Source organism: Duganella sp. Leaf61, from assembly GCF_001421905.1.
GTDB lineage: Bacteria > Pseudomonadota > Gammaproteobacteria > Burkholderiales > Burkholderiaceae_D > Rugamonas > Rugamonas zoogloeoides.
Genome location: NZ_LMLM01000031.1, coordinates 188,962 through 213,118, shown reverse-complemented (window position 1 = coordinate 213,118; position 24,157 = coordinate 188,962). Strand labels below are relative to the sequence as shown.

The following is a 24,157-nucleotide window of genomic DNA, read 5'->3' as shown; positions in this document are numbered from 1 at the left end:
CTTCTGATCATCGCGCCGGCAAATGCCGCCACTCCAGCCCCAGCGCAGCGCGCTTGGGGAAGCCTTGCCACAGGCCGGGGTCGGGCTTGATGGTGCCGTCGGCGGCCTGTGGCGGCAGGTCGAGGTAGCCTTGCAGCGGCTGCTGCTTGAGCTGGACGCCGAGGAAGGCGGTGACGAAATGCTGGTTGATGTTGTTGATGCGGCGGCTGTCCCACACCGGCTCGGCGTACGACTGGAAGTCGTCGGGATTGCTCCACATGGCCGGTGACGGCGGGTTCGGTGCGCTGTTGTGGCGCCCGCCCACGTAGGTCAGCAGGTAGCGGTCAGCGTTCACTGTGCCTTCGAACAGGCGCTTCACGCCATCCTGGTAGCCGGCCACGTCGTCCTGGTCGCCGCTGATGAACAGTACCGGCGTGCGTACGCCGGCCAGGCCGTCGGCATCCCATACCTTGTGCGCGCCGCCCCATGGCGCGAATGCCACCACCGCCTTGATGCGGGCATCGCGCTGCTGCGCATATTGGGTATTGCCCTGCTGGTTGACGGCCAGCTTGCCGCCAGGGACGAACGCCACCGCCGCCGCGCTCACGCCCGCCCCCACCGTGTTCAGGGCGCCGTAACCGCCCATCGAGTAGCCGACCAGCGCGGTGCGATCCACGTCCACCAGGCCGGCCAGGAAGTTGCCGCTGCCCGGCTTGGCCCACGCGGCGACGGTGTCGAGCACGAACAGGTCATCAAACCGGCGGTTGAGCAGGGTACTGGCAAAGCCGGCCTTGTCGGCGCGGGTCGATTCGGGATGGTCGATGGCGACCACCACGTAGCCTTTCGAGGCCAGGTTCTCGGTCAGGTAGCTCATTTGCAGACGTGAGCCGGGGTAGCCGTGGGAGACGATCACCAGTGGATAGCTTGTGCCCTGGACGGGCGCAGCATCACGCGCTGCGCGGCCATTGAACTGGAACGGCGTGTTGGGGCGCTTGGGATCGTTGGGGCCGGAGCCCAGGACATCGGTATAAACGGTATGCTCGACCTGACCGTTGGCCAGGGCGGCCGGGTACCAGACTTCGAGCGTGAGCTTGCGCGTGGTGCGCGGGTTCGGCGCCTGTTCGGTCACGCGCAGCACGTCGAGCTGGTCGCGGTGTTCGGCCACCAGCGTGCGCACGCCCACCTTGGCCGGGCCGCGCGCGGCCAGTTCCGGCGCATCGGGCCGGGCATCGCCGAAGTACTCCTGGGCGTGCGGAGCGCCCATCATCATCAACAACGCTACCGCCACTACCCTGCTCACTGCCTTCATCAATACTCCTGTAATCCCAAGTGGTCGCGCAAGGTTGTGCCCGTGTACGCGGTGCGGAACAAGCCGCGCCGCTGCAGCTCCTGCACCACCAGCGCCAGAAAATCATCAAGGCCGCCCGGCAAAGCCGGCGCCATGAAGTTGAAACCGTCTGCCGCCCCGCCCTCGAACCAGGCTTCGATCTGGTCGGCCACCGTCTGCGCCGTGCCGATCACGGTGAAGTGACCGCGTCCGCCGGCGATGCGTTCGTACAACTGGCGGATCGACAGGTTCTCGCCCTGGGCCAGGTTGGTCAGCAACTGCTGGCGGCTGCGCTGGCCGTCCTGGGTTTCCGGCAGATCGGGCAGCGGGCCGTCGAGCGGATAGCCGGACAGGTCGAAATTGCCGATCATGCGGCCCAGCAGCGCCAGTCCCGCCTTCGGCTCGATCAAGCTTTGCAGCTCACCGAACTTGTCGTCCGCCTCCGCTTGCGATGCGCCCACCACCGCGAACAGGCCGGGCATGATCTTGAGCGCATCGGGATGCCGGCCCTTGTCCGCCACGCGGCGCTTGATGTCGCGGTAAAAATCCTGTGCGCCTGCCAGCGTAGGCTGAGCGGTGAACACTACTTCGGCGGTGGCCGCCGCCAGGTCCCGGCCCGCTTCCGAGCCGCCCGCCTGCACCACCACGGGCCGGCCCTGCGGGCTGCGCGTGACGTTCAGGGGGCCGGCCACCGCGAAGTGCTCGCCGCGATGATCGAGCTTGCGGATGCGGGATGGATCGGCCAGCACGCCGCCCGCCTTGTCGTTGACCAGCGCGCCCTCCTGCCAACTATCCCACAGTCCTGTGACAACCTGATGAAATTCGCGGGCGCGCGCATAGCGCTCGGCGTGGGCCACGTGCTGGTCGCGGCCGAAGTTGGCCGCCTCCGCCGCGTTGTCGGACGTGACCAGGTTCCACCCTGCCCGGCCGTCCGACAGCTGGTCGAGCGAGGCGAACTGGCGCGCCACCGTGTACGGCTCGTTGTACGTCGTGGTGGCGGTGCCGATCAGGCCTATCCTCTCGGTCGATGCGGCCAGCGCCGACAGCAAGGTCAATGGTTCGAGCGACGGGATGTTGCCGGTCAGCGCCAGGCTGTCGGCAAAGAACACTGCGTCCAGGCACGCCGCTTCGGCGTTACGCACCTGCTGGCGGAACACCTTGAACGGATTGCTTTCCAGGTCCGTTTGCGGGTGACGCCACGCGGCCACGTGGTGGCCATGGCGCATCATGAAGGCGGCGATGCTCAGTTGTCGGCGGGTGGCTGGTGCAGTCATCAGAACTCCTTGCGCGCGGTCAGGCCGAAGTAGCGTTCGTCGTCGCGCGGCACGGCGCGGGTGACGTAGCCGGTGGACGTGACCAGGTTGGTGGCGTACGACTTGTTGGCCAGGTTTTTGCCGACCAGCGCGATGCGCCAACCCGCCACCGGAGACGACAGCGCGATGCTCGCGTTGACGATGCCATAGGCGCCCTGGATTGCATCGGGCGACTGGAACAGGTCGAACTGGGTCTTCGACTGGTAGGCGTAATCGGCCGAGAAGTGGGCGAACAGGCCGTTTTGCAGCGCCAGCGCGTAATTGGCGCGGGTGAACGCCTTCCACTTCGGCGAGAACGGCAGCGGCTGGCCATTGAGGTTGCACGACGCGGTGGCCGCCGGCGGGCAGTTGAAACTGTCGATCCTGGCGTCGGTGTAGGCCAGCGCGCCGGACAGCGTGAATGCGCGCGTGGGGCGGGCGGTGACATCGAGTTCCACGCCACGGGTGGAGACCTTGCCGGCGTTGATCAGGCGCGTGATCACGGTGCCGCCCACGGTGTCGAAGAAATTGGCCTGGTAGTTGTCATACCTGGTGTGGAACACGGCCAGGTTGGCGGTCAGGCGGCGGTCGAGGGCGCTGGTTTTCAGACCCAGTTCGAACGAGTCGGAGGTCTCGGGCTTCAACGCCAGCGTGTCGCGCGCCAGCATGTTGAAGAACACGTTGTAGGCCGGGCCCTTGTAGCCGCGCGAGTAGGTGGCATAGGTGTTGACGTTGTTCGAGACATCGTGTTGCAAACCCAGGCGGCCCGAGTAGCCGTCCTCGCTGGTCGAGCCGCTGTTTTGCACGCCGGGCTGCACGCCGGGGAAGGCGGCCGTGGACGTCGAGGTGCGCACGTGGTCGTACGACAGTTCATCGCGGGTGGCGCGCGCGCCGACGATGGCGCGCCAGTCGGCGGCAAAGTTGATCGTGCTCTCGCCGAACAGCGAGTAGCTGTCGTTCTTGACGCCATAGTCGGCGCGGCCGGCATTGAACACATTGGTGGTAACCAGGCGCTGGTAGGTTTCGCGGTCCTTGCCGTGCAGGTAGTAGGCGCCCACCACGTAATCGACGAACTGGTCTTTGGGCGACGCCAGGCGCAGTTCCTGCGACACCTGGCGGAAGTCCACCGTGCCGATATCGCGCGTGGCCGGATACGCGGCCGTGATGCGCGACGCTTCGGCAGCGTTGCCGATGGCCGAGGTGCTGGTGTACTGGGCGTTGTCCCAGTCGCGCACCGCCGTGATCGAGGTCAGCGTGTGGCCGCCCAGGCGCCAGTCCACTTGCGCGGACAGGCCACGGTTGGTGTCGCGGATGTCGCTCGGGATGTCGGTGAAGACCTGGCGGTTTTCCGCACTGGCCACCACCGGTGCGATGCCCGCCACGAACGGGGCGCTGGTGGCAGCGGTTCCGGTGAGCTTGTACGGCGTGAAAGTGGGCGACGCGTTGGAGCGCAGGTAGTCGGCAATCAGCACGATATCGACATCTTTATTGGGCGTGATATCGACGCGGGCGCGGGCGCCCTTGCGGTCGTACCCATTCACTTTGCCACCGCCGGCGTGGATGTTGTCGACATTGCCGTCGTAGTCGGCATACAGCGCGGTGAACGAACCGCGCACCACGCCCGGCTGGATCGCACCCGAGACGCCGGCGCGCACGCGCTTCTCGTTGCCTTCGTACCAGGATGCATCGACGTAACCGCTGGCCTGCTCGCCCGGCTTGCGGCCGATGACGTTCAACACGCCCGACGACGCATTCTTGCCGAACAGCGTGCCTTGCGGACCGCGCAGGATTTCGATGCGGTCGATATCGAGCAGGTCGAGCGTGGCCTGGCCCGGGCGCGCGAACACCACGCCATCGACCACGGTGGACACAGTGGGTTCCACGCCGGGCGACGTCGAGATGGTACCGATACCGCGCACGAAAATGGTGGAGTCCTTGTTGCCGCCCTGCTGGCGGAAGGTGGCGCTCGGCACTTCCTGGATGATGGTGTCGATGCTGTTGCGGTTGGACTGGGCCAGTTGCTCGCCGTCGATCACCGACACGGCCACCGGTACCGATTGCAGCGACGCGCTGCGGCGCGTGGCGCTCACCGTCACGGTGGGAATCGATGCGGTTTCGCTGCGGTCAGCTATCGGCGCGGCATCCTCCGCAGGGGTTGCCCATGCGCTGCTGACCAGCAAAGCGCCCGTCGCCAACACGCCGATTTTTTTAGTCTTGTTCTTCATTGCAGAGTCCTTGATTGAGAAGCGCGCCTTGCGCCATATGCATAAATTGACTTTTGATCGGTGAAGAACCAACTTAGCGAGGCAGCTGCTGTTTGCTACACTTTGGCTACACTTCGATGGTACCGATACCCTTTTTTTAGTGTCGTGGCATGCAGTTTTGAAGTCAAAGAATTAAAAAAATCATCGATATGTCTTTTTGGAATATGCCTTTATGAGCGCCATCCATGACTGAACCTGCAGCACCAAGAAAGCGCCGCGGCTCCGGCCGCGCCACCATTCACGACGTGGCGCGGCTGGCCGAAGTGGGCTCGATCACGGCCTCGCGCTACTTCAGCGAACCGACCCGCGTGGGCGCCAAGCTCAGTGCGCGCATCGCCGCCGCCGTCAAGCAGCTCGGCTATGTGCCCAACCTGGTGGCCGGCGGCCTGGCTTCGTCGCACGGACGCATGGTGGGCATGGTGATCCCGAATATCTCGGGGCCGATCTTTGCCAACACCATCCAGAGTTTCAGCGACACCCTCACCCGCCACGGCTACCAGCTGCTGCTGGCGTCGAGCTATTTTTCGGCCAAGCAGGAAGAGAGCGCGGTGCGCACCTTCCTGGGCTGGAAGCCGGCAGCGCTGGTGGTCACGGGCCGCTTCCACAACCGCGCCACCGACAAGCTGCTGGCCACCGCCGGCGTACCGGTGGTGGAAACCTGGGACTACCAGCCGCGCCGCCAGCATATCCAGGTGGGCTATTCGAACCACGCAGTGGGCGAACAGGCCGCACGCTACCTGTATGCCAAGGGTTATCGCCGCATCGCCTTCGTGCAAAACAGCGTGGCCGGCGACTTGAGCGCGGTCGATCGCAGCGACGGCTACGCGGCGGTGATGCGCGAGCATGGCCTGGAACCGGTGATCTACGTGCCCACCATGGAAGCGCCGTTCGACGCCGGCAAGCAGGCCATCGAAGCGCTGGCGCTGGCGCCGGCTAAAAAGAGCCGTGCGGTGGAAGCAATCATTTTCGCCAACGACAACCTGGCTGCCGGCGCGCTGCTGGCCGGCCAGCGCGCCGGCCTTGCCATCCCCGGCAAATGCGCGATCGTCGGCTTCGGCGACTATGCGTTTTCGTCGCTGCTGCTGCCGAGCCTGACCACGATACGGCCGCCGGCGCGCGAGATCGGCGAGATCGCCGCACTGCGCATCCTCGAACAACTGGGCGTGCTGCCCGCGTCCCATGCCGATTCGCGCTTGAATCTGCTGGCCTGTGAACTGATAGAGCGCGAAAGCGCATGAGGAACAACATGAAGAAATGGACCGTTGCGATAGTTGCGGTAGCAGCCCTGCCCCTGGCTGCCCAGGGTGCCGAAATAAAAATCGGCTTTCAAAAGGGCAGCGGCCTGCTCAGCATGATCAAGGCGCAAGGCTCGATGGAGAAGGCCCTGGTGGGCCACCAGATCAAGTGGATCGAGTTCCCGGCCGGGCCGCAAATGCTCGAAGCGCTCAACGCCGGCAGCATCGATTTCGGCAGCACCGGCGCACCGCCGCCCGTGTTTGCGCAAGCCGGCGGCGTCGATCTGCTGTACGTGGGCGCCGAGCCGGCGCCCGTCAACAGCGAGGCGATTTTCGTGCCCAAGGATTCGCCGCTGCGCAGCGTGGCTGCGCTCAAAGGCAAGCGGGTGGCATTTCAAAAGGGTTCCGGCTCGCACTTCCTGCTGGCCTCGGCATTGAACAAGGCCGGCTTGAAGATCGCCGATATCGTGCCCGTGTACCTGTCGCCGTCGGACGCGCGCGCGGCCTTCGTTTCGGGCAGCATCGATGCGTGGGTGGTCTGGGATCCGTATTTCGCCTCCGCGCAAAAGGCTTACCAGGTGCGGGTGCTGGCCGACTACACCGGCCTGCCGCTGGCCAACGGCTTTTATCTCGCCTCGCGGCGCTTCGCGCAGCAGTCGCCGCAACTGGTGGGCACCTTGCTGGAACAGGTGTCGGCGTCGGGCAAATTGGCCAATGCGCATCCGCAGGAAACCGGCGCCAGCCTGGCGCAGCTGACCGGCCTGCCGGCCGATATAGTGGCCACGTGGCTGGCGCGCTCGCGCTTTGGCGCCACGCCGGTCACGCCCGAAATCGTTGCCAACCAGCAGCGCGTGGCGGACCTGTTTTATGAGCAGAAACTGATCCCCAAGCAAGTCAATATTGCCAGCCGCGTGTGGGCCTGGCAACCGAGGGCTGGCGTGCGGCCCGATTGATGTAGCCGAAACTATCTGATGAGTTCGGTGCTACGCTCGTCAATGCCGCCGGTTGCGCGGCATGCCAGAGCGAGGGCGACTCCATGCTCCAAAAGGTCTACATCGACACGTCAGTGATCCGCTTCCTGACCGCTCCGTTAAGCCGTGATCCGTTCGTGCGCGGATGCCAGAAACTCACGCGGCAGTGGTGGGACCGCCGCGACCCATTGATGACCTACATCTCCGACGCTGTGCTCGACGAGATCAAGGCTGGCGATCCCAGGCGGATCGCCGCGCGGATGGCCATCGCGGAAAAGCTCATCTATTTCCGCCCCGATCCGGAGGTGCCGATCTTCGCTGAACTTTTGATATTGGGCGGCGGTCTAAACGCCAAGGCCAGAATCCCGGCGCAACATATCGCCAGCGCGGCGTTCCACGATATGGATGTCCTGTTGTCGTGGAACTGTGTCGACATCATCAATGCACGCAACTGTGCGGTGCTCCGCAAGCTGATGATGTTGAAAGACCTCGAACTGCCGGAGCTGGTCACACCGTTCGCGCTGATGGAGAACAGTTATGAAGATCTACAATATTGAGATGCCGCCCGACTTCACTTTCCCCGACCTCGACAGCGACACCAGGGCAGAAATCGATGCCTTGCACGCCGCCATGCTGCGCGATAAAGCCGAGGCCGACGCGCTGGTCGAGCGGCGGCGCGCCGAAGGCTATGCCATCCCCACCCACGAGGAAACCATAGCCCGCATGCGCTGCGACAACCGGCCGCTGCGCCCGCCCGCCCTCAATGTCGCCGCGCTGCGCGAACTGCCTCCACGCATGCAAGCGATTTTTGCCTACCTATACCGGCACGATATTACCTATTAACTTTTGCAACCGCAGCTACCGCTCCCGCAACCACCACCCTGCTTGGCAGCCGACGGCCCGGTCAGCGAGATACCGCTGTCGCGGCCACTGTTGCCGTCGAAGCCGGACGCGTGCAGGCGATCCATATAGGTTGCCCACAACGCATCCTGCTCGTTGCCGAGCTTGTACAGGTAATCCCAGGTAAAGATGCCGGTGTTGTGGCCGTCCGAAAAGGTCGGCTGTACCGCGTAGTTGCCCACTGGTTCCACGCCAGCGATACCCACGTCGCGCTTGCCGGTTTGCAGCACTTCCTGGCCGGGGCCGTGGCCCATCACCTCGGCCGACGGCGAGTACACGCGCAGCAGCTCGAAAGGAATCGAGAATTTGGCGCCGTCGTCAAAAGCGATGTCGAGTACCTTCGACAGGTTGTGAACGGTCAGTTCGGTGGGATTCCTGGTCATGATGATGCTTTCAGATTTTCAACAATAGCCGCGTGCAGGGCCGGCAACAAGGCGCGCCGCGTCGCCAATACCTCGGGCGTCGACGCGCGTGCTGCCGGCGCCCAGGTGGGGTTCGGGAAATGCGCGTCGTCGCGGTAGCGCGGGATCACGTGCCAATGCACGTGCGGCGTCATATTACCAAAGCTGGCCAGGTTGATCTTTTCCGGCGCCATGATGGCGCGCTGGGCCGCTTCCACCGCCCACACCACGTCCATCACGCGCGTGCGTTCGAGCGGCGTCAGGTCGGTCATTTCCTTGACGTGGGCGTTCCACACCACGCGCGTAAAGCCCGGGTATTCAGCCTCATCGACGGCCACCACCGACAGCTGGTGATCGGCCCAGACCAGGGCCGCGCCTGGCGCCTCAAGCAACTTGCACAGATCGCAGGCCATTACACCAGCACCCGTTCGATGCCGCCGTCGTTGGCGCGCTTGACGTAGTCGGGCATCCAATTCTCGCCCAGCAGGTGCTTGGCGATCTCGACCACGATGTAGTCGGCCGTGGTGCCGGCGTCGTCGCTGTAGCGCGATACGCCACCGAGGCACGACGGGCAGGACGTCAGAATCTTGACTTCGCCATCGAAACCGTCGGCGCGCAGCTTCTCGGCGCCCTTGATCATTTCCTCTTCCTTGCGGAAGCGCACTTGCGTGGAAATGTCGGGACGCGACACCTGCAAGGTGCCCGAGTCGCCGCAGCAACGGTCGTTCTTCTCGATCTTGACGTTATCGACCGTGGTGATCAGCGCGTTGATGGTCTTGCCCGACTCTTGCAGCTTCATCGGGTTGTGGCATGGCTCGTGGTACATATAACGGGTGCCGTTGACGCCTTCAAGCTTGACCTTTTTCTCCAGCAGGTACTCGTGGATGTCCATGATGCGGCAGCCGGGGAATATCTTGTCGAACTCGTACGTGGCCAGCTGGTCGTAGCAGGTGCCGCACGAGACCAGCACGGTCTTGATGTCGAGGTAATTGAGCGTGTTGGCCATGCGGTGGAACAGCACACGGTTGTCCGTCATCATCTTCTCGGCTTTGTCGAACTCGCCGTTGCCGCGTTGCGGATAGCCGCAGCACAGGTAGCCTGGCGGCAAGACCGTCTGCACGCCCACTTCCCACAACATCGCCTGCGTGGCCAGGCCCACCTGCGAGAACAGGCGCTCCGAACCGCAGCCGGGGAAGTAGAACACCGCTTCCGTATCGGCATTGGTGGTCTTGGGGTTGCGGATGATCGGGATGACTTTATCGTCTTCGATATCGAGCAGCGCCCGCGCCGATTTCTTCGGCAGGTTGCCCGGCATCTTCTTGTTGATGAAGTGGATCACCTGCTCGCGCACTTTCGGCTTGCCCACGGTCGGTGGCGGCGCCTTGGTCTGCTTCCTGGCGAATTTCTTCAGCACGTCGTGACCGAGGCGCTGGGCCTTGAACCCCCAGTTGGACATCACCTGGCGCGTGGCGTTGATGGTGGTCGGATCGCTGGCGTTGAGGAAGAACATGGTGGCGGCCAGGGCCGGCTTGAAGCTCTTCTTCTCCATCTTGCGCAGCAGGTTGCGCATATTCATCGACACGTCGCCGAAGTCGATATTGACCGGGCATGGCGTCACGCACTTGTGACAGACGGTGCAATGGTCGGCCACGTCTTCGAACTCTTCCCAGTGCTTGATCGAAATACCGCGCCGGGTTTGCTCTTCGTACAGGAACGCTTCGATCAGCGACGAGGTCGCCAGGATCTTGTCGCGCGGCGAGTACAGCAAATTCGCACGCGGCACGTGGGTCGAGCACACCGGTTTGCACTTGCCGCAGCGCAGGCAGTCCTTGACGCTGTTGGCAATCGCGCCGATATCGCTTTGCTGCATGATCAGCGATTCGTGGCCCATCAGGCCGAACGATGGCGTGTACGCGTTGGACAGGTCCGCTTCCATGCCGGGCAGGTTCAGCAGCTTGCCCTTGTTGAAGCGGCCTTCCGGATCGACGCGCATCTTGTAGTCGCGGAACGGGCCGATTTCGTCCTCGGTCAGGAACTCGAGCTTGGTGATGCCGATGCCGTGCTCGCCCGAGATCACGCCGTTGAGCGAACGGGCCAGGACCATGATGCGCGCCACGGCCTGGTGCGCCAGTTGCAGCATCTCGTAGTGGTCGGAGTTGACCGGCAAATTGGTGTGGACGTTGCCATCGCCGGCGTGCATGTGCAGCGCCACGAACACGCGACCGCGCAGCACGCGCTTGTGGATCGCGGTCGCTTCATCGAGGATCAGCTTGTAGGCGGCGCCGTTGAAGATCTGGCGCAGCTGGGCGCGGATTTCCTGCTTCCACGTCACGCGGATGGTGCGGTCCTGGACGATGTCGAACAGGGTGGCGTCCGGCTGGGTTTTCAGGCGTTCTTCGAACACCGGCAGCAGGCGCTCCATGCCGTGGGTGGCCAGCGCATCGGTGATGCCGGCCAGTGGCAGGTCGAGATTGGCCAGCAGGTAGGTCCAGCGCGCGTGCACTTGCGTGAGCAAGGCGTCGGTTTGCTCGGCGCGGTCACCGAGCATTTCGGCGTCGCCCACCGCATCTTCGGCATCGTCGCTCTTGCCGATCGGCAGGTTGCCGGCGGCGAAGAAGGTCTGCAGTTCATCGACCAGTTGCAGCTTGTTCTTGATCGACAGTTCGATGTTGATGCGCTCGATGCCGTCGGTGTACTCGCCCATGCGGTTGAGCGGAATCACCACGTCTTCGTTGATCTTGAAGGCGTTGGTGTGCTTGGCAATCGCGGCCGTACGGGCGCGGTCGAGCCAGAATTTCTTGCGCGCTTCGGGGCTGACAGCAACAAAACCTTCACCGACGCGGGTATTGGCCAGGCGCACGACTTCCGAAGCGGCAATCGCCACCGCGTTTTCATCGTCGCCGACGATGTCGCCGAACAGCGCCATTTTTGGTAGCACGCCGCGCTTGGACTTGGTGGCGTAGCCAACTGCGCGCAGGTAGCGCTCGTCCAGGTGCTCGAGGCCCGCTAGGCGCAGGGTTTTGAATTGTTCGCCGGTGGCCGGCAGGCCGTCGAGGTAGTCCTTGATTTCGACGATCGACGGAATCGCATCGCGGGCCTGGCCGAAGAACTCCAGGCAGACCGTGCGCGCGAACTTCGGCATCTTGTGCAGGATCCAGCGGCCCGACGTGATCAGGCCATCGGTACCCTCTTTCTGGATGCCGGGCAGGCCCGACAGGAACTTGTCGGTAACGTCCTTGCCCAGGCCTTCCTTGCGGAATTTACGGCCTTCGATTTCCAGGATCTCGGTCTTGAACGGCGCGCCCTTGGCTTCGCCCAGGCGGTTCGGATGGGTCCACTCGAGCTGGAAACGGGCCAGCGGCGTATCGTGGATTTTCGACAGGTTGTGGTCGAGCCGCGTGACCTCCAGCCAGTCACCGTTCGGATCGACCATGCGCCACGAGGCCAGGTTGTCGAGCGCGGTGCCCCACAACACGGCCTTCTTGCCGCCCGCGTTCATGGCGATATTGCCGCCGATGCACGACGCGTGCGCCGAGGTCGGATCGACCGCGAACACGAAACCTGCCTTCTCGGCCGCTTCCGACACTTTATTGGTGATCACGCCGGCGCCGGTGTAAATCGTGGCGTATTCCTTGTCCAGGCCCGGCAGCACCTTCATTTCCACCGCGCCCATGTTGAGCAGTTTCTCGGTGTTGATGACGGCGGACATCGGCGTCAGGGGAATTGCGCCGCCGGTATAACCGGTGCCGCCGCCGCGCGGGATGATGGTCAGCCCCAGTTCGATACAGCCCTTGACCAGGCCGGCCATTTCATCTTCGGTATCGGGCGTCAACACCACGAACGGGTACTCGACGCGCCAGTCGGTGGCGTCGGTCACGTGCGAGATGCGCTTCATGCCGTCGAAGCAGACGTTGTGCTTTTCGGTGTAGCGACCCAGCACCTTGGTGGTGCGCTTGCGCAGGTCGTACACTTGCTTGAATTCTTCGCCAAAGTCGGCCACGGCCTTGCTGGCCGCGCGCAGCAGCTTGACCACGTTGTCGCTGCGCTGGCGCGCGTGCGCATCGTTCTCTGCGCCGTCGTCTTCAACGGTCATGCGCCGTTTATCGACCTCGGCCAAACGATGGTGCAAGGCGTCGATCAGTTCCTGGCGGCGCTTGGGGTTGTCCAGCATGTCGTCCTGCAGGTACGGATTGCGCCGCACGGCCCAGATATCGCCAAGGACTTCGTACAGCATGCGCGCCGAGCGGCCGGTCTGGCGGGCGCCGCGCAGTGCATCCAGCAAACTCCACGATTCCTCGCCCAGCAGCCGGATGACGATCTCGCGATCGGAAAACGACGTGTAGTTATAAGGGATTTCGCGCAGGCGCGTGGCCTCCGGACCGTGGGGCGTTTCCGCCAGTAATGCTTGGATTTGTGCAGGGGCATTCATTGTGCGATTGGACTAGTCTACTGAACCCGGGACTGCCATTTTAGCGTATTGCGGTGCACCACGCGGGAACAGCCTTGGTTTACCAAGGGACACTCACCGCGCAATCAATCCGATATTTCTACGTAAAAACCGCCGTTTATTGGCAATAAAATTCAACTTTGCAATTTAGTCAGAATTTAATTCAGCATCCAGGCTCTGCGGCAATAGGATCGGTTGCACCGTTTTAGCCCAGCAACTGTCCAACCCGGTGCCAGAAGCCGTCCGGCACATACAACAGCAGCGTGGTCATGGTCAGATACCGCAGGCACTTGCCCACCGCCATGTAGGCCAGGCTGGGCCAGAATGGCAGTTTGAGCCAGCCGCCCAATGTGCACAGCGGATCGCCAACCACCGGCAGCCAAGCCAGCAACATGGTCTTGGCGCCGTAGCGCTCGAGCCAGTGGAACCAGCGGCTTTTGCGCTCCTTGGCGAAGGTCTGCTTGGCCTGGTAACCCATCCAGTAATCGACCGCACCGCCCAGGGTATTGCCCACGGTGGCCACGGCAATCGCGCTCCAGAACAGTTCGGGATTGGCCTTGATCACCGCAAACACGGCCGGCTCCGACCCCAGCGGCACCAGCGTGGCCGAAATGAAACTGATGATGAACACCGACGTCAGGCCCACTTCCGGCGCAGCGATCACGTTCAGCAGCCAGGCGATTGCAGATTCGATCATCGGTTTCTTTGAGGTCTGATAAGGGTGTCCATTATAATGATCCGCACACCGCACGATTGAACAGTTCGGTCCATGCCCATCCGCGCGGACCTGCGCCCCTGCTCCACCCGGTCACCCGCCGGATAGTTAGCATCGACCACTGCGGGGCTACCCAGGTAGCCTCACCGCTTTTTCTCTTGTTTGCAGACCATGACTATCGACTATCTGAAGAAAGTACTGACCGCGCGCGTTTACGACGTTGCCCAGGAAACCCCGCTGGAACTGGCGCCGACCTTGTCGCAGCGCTATGACAACCGCATTTATTTCAAGCGCGAGGACATGCAGAGCGTGTTCAGCTTCAAGATTCGTGGCGCCTACAACAAGATGGCCCACCTGAGCGAAGCGCAGCGCAAGCGCGGCGTGATTTGCGCCTCGGCCGGCAACCACGCCCAGGGCGTGGCGCTGTCCGCCGCCAAGCTCGGCTGCCGGGCGCTGATCGTCATGCCCACCACCACCCCGCAAGTGAAAATCGACGCGGTCAAGGCGCGCGGCGGTTCCGACGTGGAAGTGGTGCTGCACGGCGAGTCGTACACCGACGCCTACAACCACGCCCTCACGCTCGAGAAAGAACAGAAGCTGACCTTCGTGCACCCGTTCGACGATCCGGACGTGATCGCCGGCCAGGGCACGATCGGCATGGAAATCCTGCGCCAGCACTCGGGCCCGATCCACGCGATTTTCGTGGCCATCGGCGGCGGCGGCCTGATCTCGGGCGTGGCCGCGTACGTCAAGGCGATCCGCCCCGACATCAAGATCATCGGCGTGCAGACCATGGATTCGGACGCGATGGCGCGCAGCATCAAGGCTGGCGAACGCATCACGCTCGCCGACGTGGGCCTGTTCTCGGACGGCACCGCCGTGCGCCTGGTGGGTGAAGAAACCTTCCGCCTCACGCAGCAGTACGTCGATGACATCATCATCGTCGATACCGACGCCATCAGCGCCGCCATCAAGGACGTGTTTACCGACACCCGCAGCATCCTGGAGCCGGCCGGCGCACTGGCGATTGCCGGCGCCAAGGCCTACGTGGAACGCGCGGCGCTGTCGAAAAATCCGGTCAAGAACGAAACCCTGATCACGATCGCCTGCGGCGCCAACATGAACTTCGACCGCCTGCGTTTTGTCGCCGAACGGGCCGAACTGGGCGAAGCGCGCGAAGCGCTGTTTGCCGTCACCCTGCCCGAGCAGCGCGGCAGCTTCAAGCGCTTCTGCGCGCTGGTCGGTCCGCGCAATGTCACCGAGTTCAACTACCGCATCAGCGACAAGGACGAAGCGCACGTATTCGTCGGCGTACAGATTGCCGACCGCGGCGAATCGAGCGCGCTGGCGCGCACGTTCGAGACGAACGACTTCCGCACCCTGGACCTCACGCATGACGAACTGGCCAAGGCCCACGTGCGCCACCTGGTGGGCGGCAAGAGCGCGCTGGCCAACAGCGAGCTGCTGTACCGCTTCGAGTTCCCCGAGCGCCCGGGCGCGCTGATGCGCTTCCTGAACAGCATGGCGCCAAACTGGAATATCTCGCTGTGCCACTACCGCAGCCAGGGCGGCGACGTCGGCCGCATCCTGATCGGCTTGCAGGTGCCGCCGGGCGAGATGGACCAGTTCGGCCAGTTCCTGACCACGCTCGGTTACCGCTACTGGGATGAGACGGCCAATCCGGTGTACAAGCTGTTCCTGGGCTGATTGATGCGGCTGCAAGATGGCATGGATTACGCTACCATGCCGTCTTGACCGCTACGAAGCCTGCCATGACCAATACCGTCGACTTGTCCCCGCTGGGAAAAACCTCCGCCTACCGCACCGATTACGCGCCGGAACTGCTGTTCCCGATCCCGCGCCAGGGCAAGCGCGACGAGCTGGGCTTGTCCGGCACACTACCCTTTTTCGGCGTCGATATCTGGAACGCCTACGAAATCTCGTGGCTCAACAGCCGTGGCAAACCGCAGGTGGCAATTGCCCGCATCACGGTGCCGGCCGATTCGCCCAACATCATCGAATCGAAGTCGTTCAAGCTCTACCTGAACTCGTTCAACCAGACGCGCCTGGACAGCGTCGATGCGCTGCAGGCGCTTCTGCAACAGGATTTATCGAAGGCTGTGGGCGCATCCATCCACATCGTGCTGACCCAGCCCAACGGTTTCGACAAGGTCGCCATGGGCGAGCTGGACGGCCTGCTGCTCGACCGCCTCGACATCGAGATCGACCACTACAGCCCGGCCCCGGAACTGCTGAAGGCGGCGCTGGACGAGGAGCCGGTCGAGGAAAAATTCGTGTCGCACCTGCTCAAGTCGAATTGCCTGGTCACCGGCCAGCCGGACTGGGCCAGTGTGCAAATCCACTACAGCGGTCCGCAAATCGACCAGGAAAGCTTGCTGAAATACCTGATCGGCTTCCGTGAGCACAACGAATTCCACGAGCAATGCGTCGAACGCATCTTTGTCGATATCCTGCGCCAGTGCGCGCCGCAGCAACTGGCCGTCTATGCCCGCTACACGCGGCGCGGCGGCCTGGACATCAACCCGTGGCGCAGCAACTTCAGCACCGGCCGCAATCCGCCCAACCTGCGCGGCGCCCGGCAATAAATATTTACCACGGCAGGCAAGCCGCACCGCCTCGCTGCGATGGTAGCTTCTGCATAAATCAGGCGTATGATGACGGGTCGGCCCGAGGTTTCGGTCCGTTGATTGAAATACAACTCGGACGCGAGCGATTTCATGTTACACGGCGCACAAACAAGCCTATAATTCGGGCCGTGCGCCGCAACACTATTGTCGTCATATGAACAACCTGAGCAAAATTCTCTCTCTCGAAAACGTCTTGCTGGACTTGGAAGTGTCCAGCAAAAAACGTGCTTTTGAGCAAGCTGGCCTGATTTTCGAAAACAACTGCGGCATCGCCCGCTCGACCGTGTCGGACAATCTGTTCGCGCGCGAACGGCTGGGCTCCACCGGTCTCGGCCACGGCGTGGCCGTGCCGCACGGGCGCATCAAGGGCATGAAAAGCCTGAAGTCGCCGCTGGCTGCGTTTGTCCGCCTGTCCGAGCCGATTCCGTTCGAGTCGCCCGATGGCAAGCCGGTCAACCTGTTGTTTTTCCTCTTGATCCCCGATCACGTGACCCAGCAACACCTGGAAATCCTGTCCGAGATCGCGGAAATGTTTTCCGATGATGCGTTCCGCACCGCGCTGACCGAGGATCCCGATCCGAAATCGGTGCACTCGCGCATCATCAACTGGCTGCCCAGTCTGCAAGCTGCGGGTTGATCCGCCGCCAGCAACTTGCAGTACACTAGGCTCTCCCTCTTTCGATTCGGACCACGATGCCCATGCTGCAAACCCCGCTGACGATACAACGCCTGTACGACGACAATCGCGAAAGTTTGCAGCTCGGCTGGTTTGCCGGCTTTCCCGGCGGCGAGCGCCTGATTTCCGGCGATGTCGCTTCGGCCGCCGACCAGGTGGGCCACCTGAACATGATCCACCCGGGCCGCATCCAGGTCTTCGGCCACCAGGAAATCAATTATTACCAGCGCCTGAAGTCGCTCACGCGCGCCCATCTGATAGGCGAACTGATCGGCGGTAATCCGCCGGCGCTGATCGTCGCGCAAGGGCTGGAAACGCCGCCCGACATCCTCGCCATTTGCGACGAAAAAAATATCCCGCTGTTCTCCACGCCACTGCCGGCCGCGCAGGTGATCGACTTCCTGCGCGTGTATCTGTCGAAGAAACTGGCGCAGCGCATCATCATGCACGGCGTGTTCATGGACGTGCTGGGCGTGGGCGTGCTGATCACCGGCGACTCGGGCCTCGGCAAAAGCGAACTGGGCCTGGAGCTGATTTCTCGTTCGCACGGCCTGGTGGCCGACGATGCCGTGGAATTTTCGCGCATCGCCCCCAATATGATCGAAGGCCGCTGCCCGGCACTGCTGCAAAACCTGCTGGAAGTACGCGGCCTGGGCCTGCTCGACATCAAGGCCATTTTTGGCGAGACCGCCGTGCGGCGCAAGATGCGCCTGAAACTGATCGTGCACCTGGTCAAGCGCGGCGGCCAGGAAGAGGAAGTCGAACGGCTGCCGTTCCAGTTCCCCACCGAAGACGTGCTGGGCCTGCCGATCCGCAAGGTCGTGATTCCCGTGGCGGCCGGCCGCAACATCGCCGTGCTGCTGGAAGCGGCCGTGCGCAACACTATTTTGCAACTGCGCGGGATCGACACCCTGCAAGAGTTCATGGAGCGGCAACGCCTCGCCATGAGCGGAGACTGAGTTATGCGTATCGTCCTCATCACCGGGATTTCCGGTTCCGGCAAATCGGTGGCCCTCAATGTCCTGGAAGATCTCGGCTACTACTGCGTCGACAATCTGCCCCCGGCCCTGCTGCCGCACCTGGTCTCCACGCTGGTGGGTGAAGGCTTGCGCTCGCTGGCGGTGGCGGTCGATGCGCGCAGCGCCGAATCGCTGGCCACGCTGCCCGCCGATGTGGCGCACCTGCGCGAGGAAGGCCACGACGTGCGCGTGATGTTCCTCACTGCCAATACCCACTCGCTGGTGGCGCGTTTTTCCGAAACCCGGCGCAGCCACCCGCTGTCGCACGAACTGCGCCCGGGCCAAAACCCCGCCGCACGCCGCACCCTGATCGAATGCATCCTGGAAGAACGCGAACGGCTGTCGGCCATCGAGCAGCTGGGCCACGTGGTCGATACGTCCGAGCTCAGCGCCAACAAGCTGCGCGCCTGGGTCAAAGACCTGGTCGAGCTCGAGCACGCGCCGCTGACCCTGTTCTTCGAATCGTTCGCCTTCAAGCTGGGCGTGCCGATGGATGCCGATTTCGTGTTCGACGTGCGGGCGCTGCCCAACCCGTATTACGACCTGTCGCTGCGCCCGCTGACCGGGCGCGACGCACCGGTGATCGAATTCCTCGACGCCCAGCCCAGCGCCGGCGACATGCTGGAAGACATCCGCGCCTTCGTGGAAAAATGGCTGCCGTCGTTCAAGACCGACAACCGCAGCTACCTGACCGTGGCCCTGGGCTGCACCGGCGGCCAGCACCGCTCGGTCTATATCGCCGAAAAACTGGCCGCCTACTTCCACGCCAGCGAGCGCGTGGTGATACGGCATCGCGAGCAGTAATTCATGTCAGCGGTCTTGATCAAGGCCGCCGACCCCGCGCACATTGCGGCGGCGCGCGAGGTCGTGCGGCGGGCCCGGGCGCATGCTGTCAGGCAGCGCCGTGAAAATGGCGCAGCGGATGCGCGTGGTCCGGCCACGCGGGTGCCAAAATCTGCCTGACCATGTCATCGGTCACATCGGCCAGCGCCGGTGGCGTCCAGCGCGGGGCGTGGTCCTTGTCGATCACCAGCGCGCGGATGCCTTCGATGACCTGGCCGTTTTCCAGTGTGCGGCGCACCGCCGCGCGTTCCATGCGCAGGCAGTCGGCCATGCTCATTGCCGCCCCCTGTTGCTGCAAGGCGTGCGCCACGCACATCATCAGCGGTGAGCGCGTGGCCATGAGCGCCAGCGTCGCCCTGGCAAACTCACTGTCGTCGTTTTGCAACGACGCGACGATGGCCGGCACCGATCCCGCACCAAAATGACGGTCGATGGCGGCACGGTCGCGCTCAAGTGAACCTGGCCCGGCAGCGGCCTTGAACGGGGCTGCAAAGGCCGCAATCGCCGCCGGCAGGCCAGCACCGCCACCTGCACTCAAAACCGCTCCCAGCGCCGTTAAATCGGCCGCCGGCACGTAATGGTCGGCCAGTCCCGCATACAGCGCATCGGCTGCACGGATGTTGGCGCCGGTAATGCCCAGGTACAGTCCCAGCCGGCCCGGCAAGCGGGACAGGAAATAGCTGGCACCGACGTCCGGGAACAGGCCGATATTGGTCTCCGGCATTGCCATCTTCGTGCGATCGGTGACGATGCGTGTGCGGCTGTGCGGACCGGCCTGCGCCACGCCCATGCCGCCGCCCATCACCACGCCGTCCATCACCGCAATATACGGTTTCGGGTAATGGTGGACCAGGTGGTTGAGCGCGTATTCCTCGGTGAAGAAATCCTCGACCAGCGCACTGCCCTGCTGCGGCGTAGCGCGGCCCAGGTCGTGGAAGAAGCGGATGTCGCCACCGGCGCAAAACGCCTTGTCGCTGCTGCTGCGCACGACCACCGCCTGCACGGCGTCGTCGTCGCGCCAGGCCAGCAAGGTGTGCGTGATGGCGCGTACCATGTCGAGCGACAGCGAGTTGAGCGCGCGCGGACGATCGAGCGTGATGACGCCGGTGCCGTCACTGACGGCAGTTAATACATGTTCGCTCATGGCTGTCCTGTGGATTTGTTCGACGACGCTAAATGTTCCAGCGGGTTGGGCAAGGTTAAATCGCCGCCCAGGCGGGCCTGGAATTTTGCAGCGGCTGCCGGCGGGTGCCCCATGTGGCGCGCGTAGATCACGGCAAACGGCAGGTCGTTCACTTCTTCCTGCTTGAAGCCGGTGGCCTGCTGCATGGCCGCCGGATCGCGCGCAGCGGCCAGCGTAAACGTCACCAGCCGGTCCAGCGTCGACGACTGCAGGTTGAGGATGGACGCCATCATGGTCAGCGGCGCGGCAGCGAATGCGTGGTAGTGCAGTGCCTTGGCGCCGCGCGCCATCTCGGCCGGCAGCGCGCCGTCGGGTGCCACCTGGGCCATGGCGTTGTCGAACACGCCGTGGCCCCATGTTAATAAGCGCTGGTCGTGGGTGACGGCGCCGACGGCAGTCACGGCCAGCCCTTCCCAATAATAATGGTTGTTGCGCTTGCCCTTGCGGGTGTCGGCGTGGACCAGTGTGGCGTCGGCCAGCGTGGACAGCCACGCCTCGATCGCTTTCTTTTGCGCGGGCGTGGCAGCTGCCTGCACGCGCGCATAGCTGAGCGCCAGTCCGCCCAGGGTCCACTTGCGCACGAAATACGCCTGCTCGCTCGACATCTTGCCCAGCATGGCCTGCTGGCCAGCCCAGCTGTCCAGCCAGTTCAAGGCGCAGGCGGCGTCTTGCGGCTTGCCGTTGGCCTGGTAGCGGCTGGCGTTGCGGGCGACACCAGACAAGAATTGTTCAACCGGCTCGGTGCTGGCGATGTTTTTGGCGCGCCGCGCCGGGTCGATCACGGAATGGTTGGCGTCGTTGTAGTAGCTGTTGGCGTCGATGTCGATGACGGCGGCCGGCGCCGGCTGGCAGGGGGCGGCGACGGCGGGAGCAGCGGAGGCGGAAAGGAGAACGGTATAAACCAGATAAACAATTTTCATGTAGCTCCAAAAACAAGAAAGGGCGCTCGTTCAGCGCCCTTAGTTGGTGTGTCGCGCCGTTGTTAAAGGGCGGCGGCAGCTGGTTCGAAGTTATCCGGGAGATGCTTGATCGCATCGTGGCCGTGCTGTTGGACTTTGCCTTTGTACTTCATGACCTGGCGGTCCAGCTTGTCGATCAGGGTGTCGATCGCAGCGTACAGGTCTTGCGACAGGCTTTCCACGTAGACCGTTTTACCGGACAGGCGCAGATTGATTTCAGCCTTTTGGCGCTTGGTTTTCTCTTTAAGGTTATCTACGGTCAGAATGACAGCAATATCAATCACTTGATCAAAGTGCCGTGTCACGCGTTCGAGCTTGCTTTGCACGTATTCACGAATGGCGGCGGTCACTTCGAGATGATGTCCACTGATGGTGAGATTCATACACACTCCTAAAGATAAATGTCGCTGACGGTTAGTGCTTTACCCATTGTTGCTGAGTAAGCAGGAACCAGTGCACTACAAAGACTTGCGGAGACTGACTGGAGGGATTTTGAGGGCTTCGCGATATTTGGCAACAGTGCGTCGCGCAATCACCATGCCCTGTTCTCCCAGCATGTCCGCAATCTTACTGTCGGATAAAGGATTTTTAGGGTCTTCAGCTCCTGTCAGTTGCACGATCAGTGCCCGTATCGCCGTCGAACTGGCTTCACCTCCCGCTTCGGTGGCGACGTGGCTACCAAAAAAATATTTCAGCTCAAACATGCCGTGCGGAGTCAGCATGTATTTCTGAGTTGTTACCCGAGAAATGGTGCTCTCGTGTAAACCCAGTGTATCAGCAATTTCGCGAAGCACAAGGGGGCGCATGGCAACCGCGCCGTGCGAGAAAAAGTTCTTTTGTCGTTCTACTATCGCTTGTGCCACCCGCAGGATGGTGTCGAACCGCTGGCGCATATTCTTGATCAGCCACTTCGCCTCCTGCAGCTGCGCGCCCATGGCGCCCTCACCTTTGCCCTGCTTGAGCAGGTTGGCATACATGGCGTTCACACGCAGGCGCGGCATGACGTCGTTGTTCAGGCTGACCTGCCAGCCGGTGCGCGATTTTTTCACGATCACGTCCGGCACCACGTAATCGGAGACGTCGGATGCGAACGCCGCACCGGGGTGCGGATTGCACTGGCGGATCACGGTCTGCGCTTCGCGCAGGTCTTCGTCGTCGCACAGCAGCGCTTTTTTCAGCTTGTTGAAATCGCGCTGGGCAAACCAGGTCAGGTGCTTTTCGACGATGGCCACGGCCATCCGTCGCGTCACCATTGGAATGCCGGGCAAGCGCTTGATTTGCAGCGCCAGGCACTCGGCCGCATTGCGCGCCCCCACGCCGGCAGGGTCGAAACTTTGCAGCAGCGACAACGCCGTTTGCAGCTCGTCGAGTTCGACTTCCAGTTCCTCGGGCAGGCGCGCATGGATCTCGTCGAGCGCTTCTTCGAGGTAGCCGTTTTCGTCCAGCGCATCGATGATCAGTTCGACCAGCGCGCGGTCGCGCAGCTCGAGCACGGTCACCCGCATCTGCTCCATCAGGTGCTCGCGCAGGGTGCAGTGGTGCGCTTCGATTTGCGGACGCGCGTCTTCGTCGTCGGGCGCCTTGCTGCGGCCGGCGTCGCTCCAGTCCATGTCCGCTTCGGCGGTGGTACTTTCGGTATCGGCAGCAGGACCGTCGTAGGCGTCGGCCTCGCCGGCGGGCGCCGCTTCCTGCGGACCCGATTCGGACGGTGCTTCGCCGGACGGCGCCTGCTGGCTGATGGCGCCGTCGGACAACAGCCGCAGAGAATGGTCGAGCGGATCGTCGAGCCGCTCGAGCAAGGGATTGTCGGTCAGGAGTTGTTCGAGTTCCTGGTGCAGCTCCAGCGTGGAGAGCTGCAGCAAGCGGATCGATTGCTGCAGTTGGGGCGTCAGCGCGAGATGCTGCGAGGTCCGCAGTTGCAACGACTGTTTCATGGATTACATTCGGAAGTGTTCACCCAGGTAGACGCGGCGCACCGACTCGTCGGCGATGATGTCGTCCGGACGGCCCGACGCCAGCACCGAGCCCTGGTTGATGATATATGCGCGGTCGCAGATGCCCAGCGTCTCGCGCACATTGTGATCGGTAATGAGGACGCCGATTTGTCGCTCCTTGAGAAAGCGCACGATGCGCTGGATCTCGATCACGGCAATCGGGTCGACCCCGGCGAATGGTTCGTCGAGCAGCACGAAGCGCGGGTTGGTGGCCAGCGCACGGGCGATCTCCACCCGGCGGCGTTCGCCGCCGGAGAGCGAGAGCGCGGGGTTGTCGCGCAGCTTCTCGATTTGCAAATCGGCCAGCAGGGTATTGAGCCGTTCAGTAATGTCAGCCTTGGATAAAGGCTTGCCGTCCACTTTTTGAATTTCGAGGACAGCGCGAATATTTTCTTCCACCGTCAGCTTGCGGAACACCGACGCTTCCTGCGGCAGGTACGACAGGCCGAGCGAGGCGCGGCGGTGGATCGGCAGTGACGAGACGTCGACGCCGCCGATATCGATGGTGCCGGCGTCGGACGGTACCAGGCCGACGATCATGTAAAACGACGTGGTCTTGCCGGCGCCGTTGGGGCCGAGCAAACCCACCACTTCGCCGCAATCGACTTGCAGCGAGACGTCGTGCACGACCTGGCGCTTGCCATAGCTTTTTTGCAGGCCGCGAACGATCAGGGTGCTACCGCAACTAGGCTCCATGTCATTTCCCCGCAGGCTGGGTGGCAGGCACCGGCTGCGCCGGCGCGATCGGCGGGCGCTTGGACGACGGCTGGATCACCATGGTGCCGCGGCCGGCGCCCGGTTTGCTCTCGCCGCTGCTGCTGTTCTTGACCGCGAACACTTCGCGGCGGCTGTCGTAAGAGATGAACTCGCCATCGACCTGGCTGGTGACCTTGCCCGACTCGAGCTGCTTGATGCGGCCCTTGGAAATCAGCTTGACCAGCTCGGTCTTGTCGTCGTATTCGATGCGGTCGGCCTGGCCTTCCACCCATTTGTCGGTGTCGCCGTCAAGCTTCTGGCGAAACGTTGCCTGCACGCCGGGCGTGCCGGTGAGCACCACGAACTGGTAGCCCTCGGGATCTTGCGTGACCACCGCCTTGGGCGAGGTCATGCGGATGGTGCCGCGCGTGAGGATGACGTTGCCGGTGAAGGTCTTGATCTGCTTGACGTCGTCGGAGTCGGCCTGGTCGAACGACACTTCGATCGGCTTGTTGGAGTCGGCTTTTTCGGCGTGCGCCGGGATGGCCAGTGCTGCCAGCAGCAGTGCCGCCGACCAGAAGGTTTGCTTGGTGATTGCTCTCATAATC

General features: G+C 63.1%; 22 protein-coding genes. 9 read left to right on the top strand and 13 right to left on the bottom strand.

All coding sequences use genetic code 11. From position 1 onward, the window contains the following. Positions 1-7: 7 nt before the first annotated feature. From ASF04_RS22750 to ASF04_RS22740, 3 genes are read right to left on the bottom strand one after another with little or no spacing between them, the layout of a single operon-like run. Positions 8-1,288: an alpha/beta fold hydrolase gene (locus ASF04_RS22750; protein WP_056146895.1), complete on the bottom strand. Its 1,281-nt coding sequence runs from the start codon at positions 1,286-1,288 to the stop codon at positions 8-10. Then, complete coding sequence (locus tag ASF04_RS22745) at positions 1,288-2,580, bottom strand: LLM class flavin-dependent oxidoreductase (RefSeq protein WP_056146894.1); 1,293 nt, start codon at positions 2,578-2,580, stop codon at positions 1,288-1,290. The genes ASF04_RS22750 and ASF04_RS22745 overlap by 1 nt, the downstream gene beginning before the upstream one ends. Beyond that, positions 2,580-4,823, bottom strand: coding sequence for a TonB-dependent receptor (locus ASF04_RS22740; RefSeq protein WP_056146891.1), 2,244 nt, complete (start codon positions 4,821-4,823; stop codon positions 2,580-2,582). The genes ASF04_RS22745 and ASF04_RS22740 overlap by 1 nt, the downstream gene beginning before the upstream one ends. Before the next feature lie 224 nt (positions 4,824-5,047). Here ASF04_RS22740 and ASF04_RS22735 point away from each other — a divergent pair, with 224 nt between their 5' ends. The 4 genes from ASF04_RS22735 to ASF04_RS22720 all read left to right on the top strand — a co-directional run bounded on the left by ASF04_RS22735 (position 5,048) and on the right by ASF04_RS22720 (position 7,911). Beyond that, complete coding sequence (locus tag ASF04_RS22735) at positions 5,048-6,100, top strand: LacI family DNA-binding transcriptional regulator (RefSeq protein WP_056146889.1); 1,053 nt, start codon at positions 5,048-5,050, stop codon at positions 6,098-6,100. Between the two features lie 8 nt (positions 6,101-6,108). Further along, a complete protein-coding gene (locus ASF04_RS22730; RefSeq protein WP_056146887.1) occupies positions 6,109-7,050 on the top strand; it encodes a sulfonate ABC transporter substrate-binding protein in 942 nt (313 codons plus the stop codon). An 83-nt stretch (positions 7,051-7,133) separates the two neighbouring features. Beyond that, on the top strand, positions 7,134-7,625 hold the full coding sequence (locus ASF04_RS22725; RefSeq protein WP_056146886.1) for a hypothetical protein: 492 nt from the start codon (positions 7,134-7,136) through the stop codon (positions 7,623-7,625). Continuing rightward, complete coding sequence (locus tag ASF04_RS22720) at positions 7,606-7,911, top strand: hypothetical protein (RefSeq protein WP_156368738.1); 306 nt, start codon at positions 7,606-7,608, stop codon at positions 7,909-7,911. The genes ASF04_RS22725 and ASF04_RS22720 overlap by 20 nt, the downstream gene beginning before the upstream one ends. Here the strand turns inward: ASF04_RS22720 and ASF04_RS22715 are convergent. From ASF04_RS22715 to ASF04_RS22700, 4 genes are all read right to left on the bottom strand, one after another. Further along, positions 7,908-8,351 (bottom strand): gamma-butyrobetaine hydroxylase-like domain-containing protein, encoded by a 444-nt coding sequence (locus ASF04_RS22715; protein WP_056146884.1) that lies wholly within the window; start codon positions 8,349-8,351, stop codon positions 7,908-7,910. The two genes, ASF04_RS22720 and ASF04_RS22715, sit on opposite strands and share 4 nt — an antisense overlap. Continuing rightward, complete coding sequence (locus ASF04_RS22710) at positions 8,348-8,782, bottom strand: HIT family protein (RefSeq protein ID WP_056146883.1); 435 nt, start codon at positions 8,780-8,782, stop codon at positions 8,348-8,350. Before ASF04_RS22710 ends, ASF04_RS22715 begins: the two co-directional genes overlap by 4 nt. Next, positions 8,782-12,798, bottom strand: a complete 4,017-nt coding sequence (locus tag ASF04_RS22705) for an FAD/FMN-binding oxidoreductase (protein ID WP_056146881.1) — start codon at positions 12,796-12,798, stop codon at positions 8,782-8,784. Before ASF04_RS22705 ends, ASF04_RS22710 begins: the two co-directional genes overlap by 1 nt. Before the next feature lie 223 nt (positions 12,799-13,021). Continuing rightward, positions 13,022-13,513 (bottom strand): YqaA family protein, encoded by a 492-nt coding sequence (locus tag ASF04_RS22700; protein WP_056146879.1) that lies wholly within the window; start codon positions 13,511-13,513, stop codon positions 13,022-13,024. Positions 13,514-13,702: 189 nt separating this feature from the next. Between ASF04_RS22700 and ilvA the strand changes: the two genes are divergently transcribed. The 5 genes from ilvA to rapZ all read left to right on the top strand — a co-directional run bounded on the left by ilvA (position 13,703) and on the right by rapZ (position 18,678). Further along, positions 13,703-15,238: a threonine ammonia-lyase, biosynthetic gene (gene ilvA, locus ASF04_RS22695; protein ID WP_056146877.1), complete on the top strand. Its 1,536-nt coding sequence runs from the start codon at positions 13,703-13,705 to the stop codon at positions 15,236-15,238. Positions 15,239-15,303: 65 nt separating this feature from the next. Next, positions 15,304-16,137: an NADPH-dependent 7-cyano-7-deazaguanine reductase QueF gene (gene queF, locus ASF04_RS22690; protein WP_056146875.1), complete on the top strand. Its 834-nt coding sequence runs from the start codon at positions 15,304-15,306 to the stop codon at positions 16,135-16,137. Positions 16,138-16,333: 196 nt separating this feature from the next. Beyond that, complete coding sequence (locus ASF04_RS22685; RefSeq protein ID WP_056146873.1) at positions 16,334-16,816, top strand: PTS sugar transporter subunit IIA; 483 nt, start codon at positions 16,334-16,336, stop codon at positions 16,814-16,816. 62 nt (positions 16,817-16,878) lie between these two features. Further along, positions 16,879-17,814: an HPr(Ser) kinase/phosphatase gene (gene hprK / locus ASF04_RS22680; RefSeq protein ID WP_040378044.1), complete on the top strand. Its 936-nt coding sequence runs from the start codon at positions 16,879-16,881 to the stop codon at positions 17,812-17,814. 3 nt (positions 17,815-17,817) lie between these two features. Beyond that, on the top strand, positions 17,818-18,678 hold the full coding sequence (rapZ, locus tag ASF04_RS22675) for an RNase adapter RapZ (protein WP_056146871.1): 861 nt from the start codon (positions 17,818-17,820) through the stop codon (positions 18,676-18,678). Between the two features lie 88 nt (positions 18,679-18,766). Here the strand turns inward: rapZ and ASF04_RS22670 are convergent, their stop codons facing one another. From ASF04_RS22670 to lptA, 6 genes are all read right to left on the bottom strand, one after another. Continuing rightward, complete coding sequence (locus tag ASF04_RS22670) at positions 18,767-19,861, bottom strand: enoyl-CoA hydratase/isomerase family protein (protein WP_056146869.1); 1,095 nt, start codon at positions 19,859-19,861, stop codon at positions 18,767-18,769. Further along, a complete protein-coding gene (locus ASF04_RS22665) occupies positions 19,858-20,820 on the bottom strand; it encodes an alginate lyase family protein (protein WP_056146867.1) in 963 nt (320 codons plus the stop codon). Before ASF04_RS22665 ends, ASF04_RS22670 begins: the two co-directional genes overlap by 4 nt. Positions 20,821-20,882: 62 nt before the next feature. Then, positions 20,883-21,242, bottom strand: coding sequence for a ribosome hibernation-promoting factor, HPF/YfiA family (gene hpf / locus ASF04_RS22660; protein ID WP_019923404.1), 360 nt, complete (start codon positions 21,240-21,242; stop codon positions 20,883-20,885). 75 nt (positions 21,243-21,317) lie between these two features. Next, positions 21,318-22,793, bottom strand: a complete 1,476-nt coding sequence (locus tag ASF04_RS22655) for an RNA polymerase factor sigma-54 (RefSeq protein ID WP_056146865.1) — start codon at positions 22,791-22,793, stop codon at positions 21,318-21,320. Positions 22,794-22,796: 3 nt separating this feature from the next. Further along, complete coding sequence (lptB, locus tag ASF04_RS22650) at positions 22,797-23,549, bottom strand: LPS export ABC transporter ATP-binding protein (RefSeq protein WP_056146863.1); 753 nt, start codon at positions 23,547-23,549, stop codon at positions 22,797-22,799. Between the two features lies 1 nt (position 23,550). Then, positions 23,551-24,153 (bottom strand): lipopolysaccharide transport periplasmic protein LptA, encoded by a 603-nt coding sequence (gene lptA / locus ASF04_RS22645; protein WP_056146862.1) that lies wholly within the window; start codon positions 24,151-24,153, stop codon positions 23,551-23,553. Positions 24,154-24,157: the final 4 nt, after the last annotated feature.

Bases quoted from the DNA above. Each gene is read 5' to 3' on its own strand.
- lptB (WP_056146863.1), bottom strand. From the start codon at position 23,549: ATGGAGCCTAGTTGCGGTAGCACCCTGATCGTTCGCGGCCTGCAAAAA.
- rapZ (WP_056146871.1), top strand. From the start codon at position 17,818: ATGCGTATCGTCCTCATCACCGGGATTTCCGGTTCCGGCAAATCGGTG.
- hpf (WP_019923404.1), bottom strand. From the start codon at position 21,242: ATGAATCTCACCATCAGTGGACATCATCTCGAAGTGACCGCCGCCATT.
- ilvA (WP_056146877.1), top strand. From the start codon at position 13,703: ATGACTATCGACTATCTGAAGAAAGTACTGACCGCGCGCGTTTACGAC.
- ASF04_RS22745 (WP_056146894.1), bottom strand. From the start codon at position 2,580: ATGACTGCACCAGCCACCCGCCGACAACTGAGCATCGCCGCCTTCATG.
- ASF04_RS22665 (WP_056146867.1), bottom strand. From the start codon at position 20,820: ATGAAAATTGTTTATCTGGTTTATACCGTTCTCCTTTCCGCCTCCGCT.
- queF (WP_056146875.1), top strand. From the start codon at position 15,304: ATGACCAATACCGTCGACTTGTCCCCGCTGGGAAAAACCTCCGCCTAC.
- ASF04_RS22655 (WP_056146865.1), bottom strand. From the start codon at position 22,793: ATGAAACAGTCGTTGCAACTGCGGACCTCGCAGCATCTCGCGCTGACG.
- lptA (WP_056146862.1), bottom strand. From the start codon at position 24,153: ATGAGAGCAATCACCAAGCAAACCTTCTGGTCGGCGGCACTGCTGCTG.
- ASF04_RS22705 (WP_056146881.1), bottom strand. From the start codon at position 12,798: ATGAATGCCCCTGCACAAATCCAAGCATTACTGGCGGAAACGCCCCAC.
- ASF04_RS22700 (WP_056146879.1), bottom strand. From the start codon at position 13,513: ATGATCGAATCTGCAATCGCCTGGCTGCTGAACGTGATCGCTGCGCCG.
- ASF04_RS22725 (WP_056146886.1), top strand. From the start codon at position 7,134: ATGCTCCAAAAGGTCTACATCGACACGTCAGTGATCCGCTTCCTGACC.
- ASF04_RS22710 (WP_056146883.1), bottom strand. From the start codon at position 8,782: ATGGCCTGCGATCTGTGCAAGTTGCTTGAGGCGCCAGGCGCGGCCCTG.
- ASF04_RS22685 (WP_056146873.1), top strand. From the start codon at position 16,334: ATGAACAACCTGAGCAAAATTCTCTCTCTCGAAAACGTCTTGCTGGAC.
- ASF04_RS22740 (WP_056146891.1), bottom strand. From the start codon at position 4,823: ATGAAGAACAAGACTAAAAAAATCGGCGTGTTGGCGACGGGCGCTTTG.
- ASF04_RS22670 (WP_056146869.1), bottom strand. From the start codon at position 19,861: ATGAGCGAACATGTATTAACTGCCGTCAGTGACGGCACCGGCGTCATC.
- ASF04_RS22720 (WP_156368738.1), top strand. From the start codon at position 7,606: ATGAAGATCTACAATATTGAGATGCCGCCCGACTTCACTTTCCCCGAC.
- hprK (WP_040378044.1), top strand. From the start codon at position 16,879: ATGCTGCAAACCCCGCTGACGATACAACGCCTGTACGACGACAATCGC.
- ASF04_RS22730 (WP_056146887.1), top strand. From the start codon at position 6,109: ATGAAGAAATGGACCGTTGCGATAGTTGCGGTAGCAGCCCTGCCCCTG.
- ASF04_RS22735 (WP_056146889.1), top strand. From the start codon at position 5,048: ATGACTGAACCTGCAGCACCAAGAAAGCGCCGCGGCTCCGGCCGCGCC.
- ASF04_RS22750 (WP_056146895.1), bottom strand. From the start codon at position 1,288: ATGAAGGCAGTGAGCAGGGTAGTGGCGGTAGCGTTGTTGATGATGATG.
- ASF04_RS22715 (WP_056146884.1), bottom strand. From the start codon at position 8,351: ATGACCAGGAATCCCACCGAACTGACCGTTCACAACCTGTCGAAGGTA.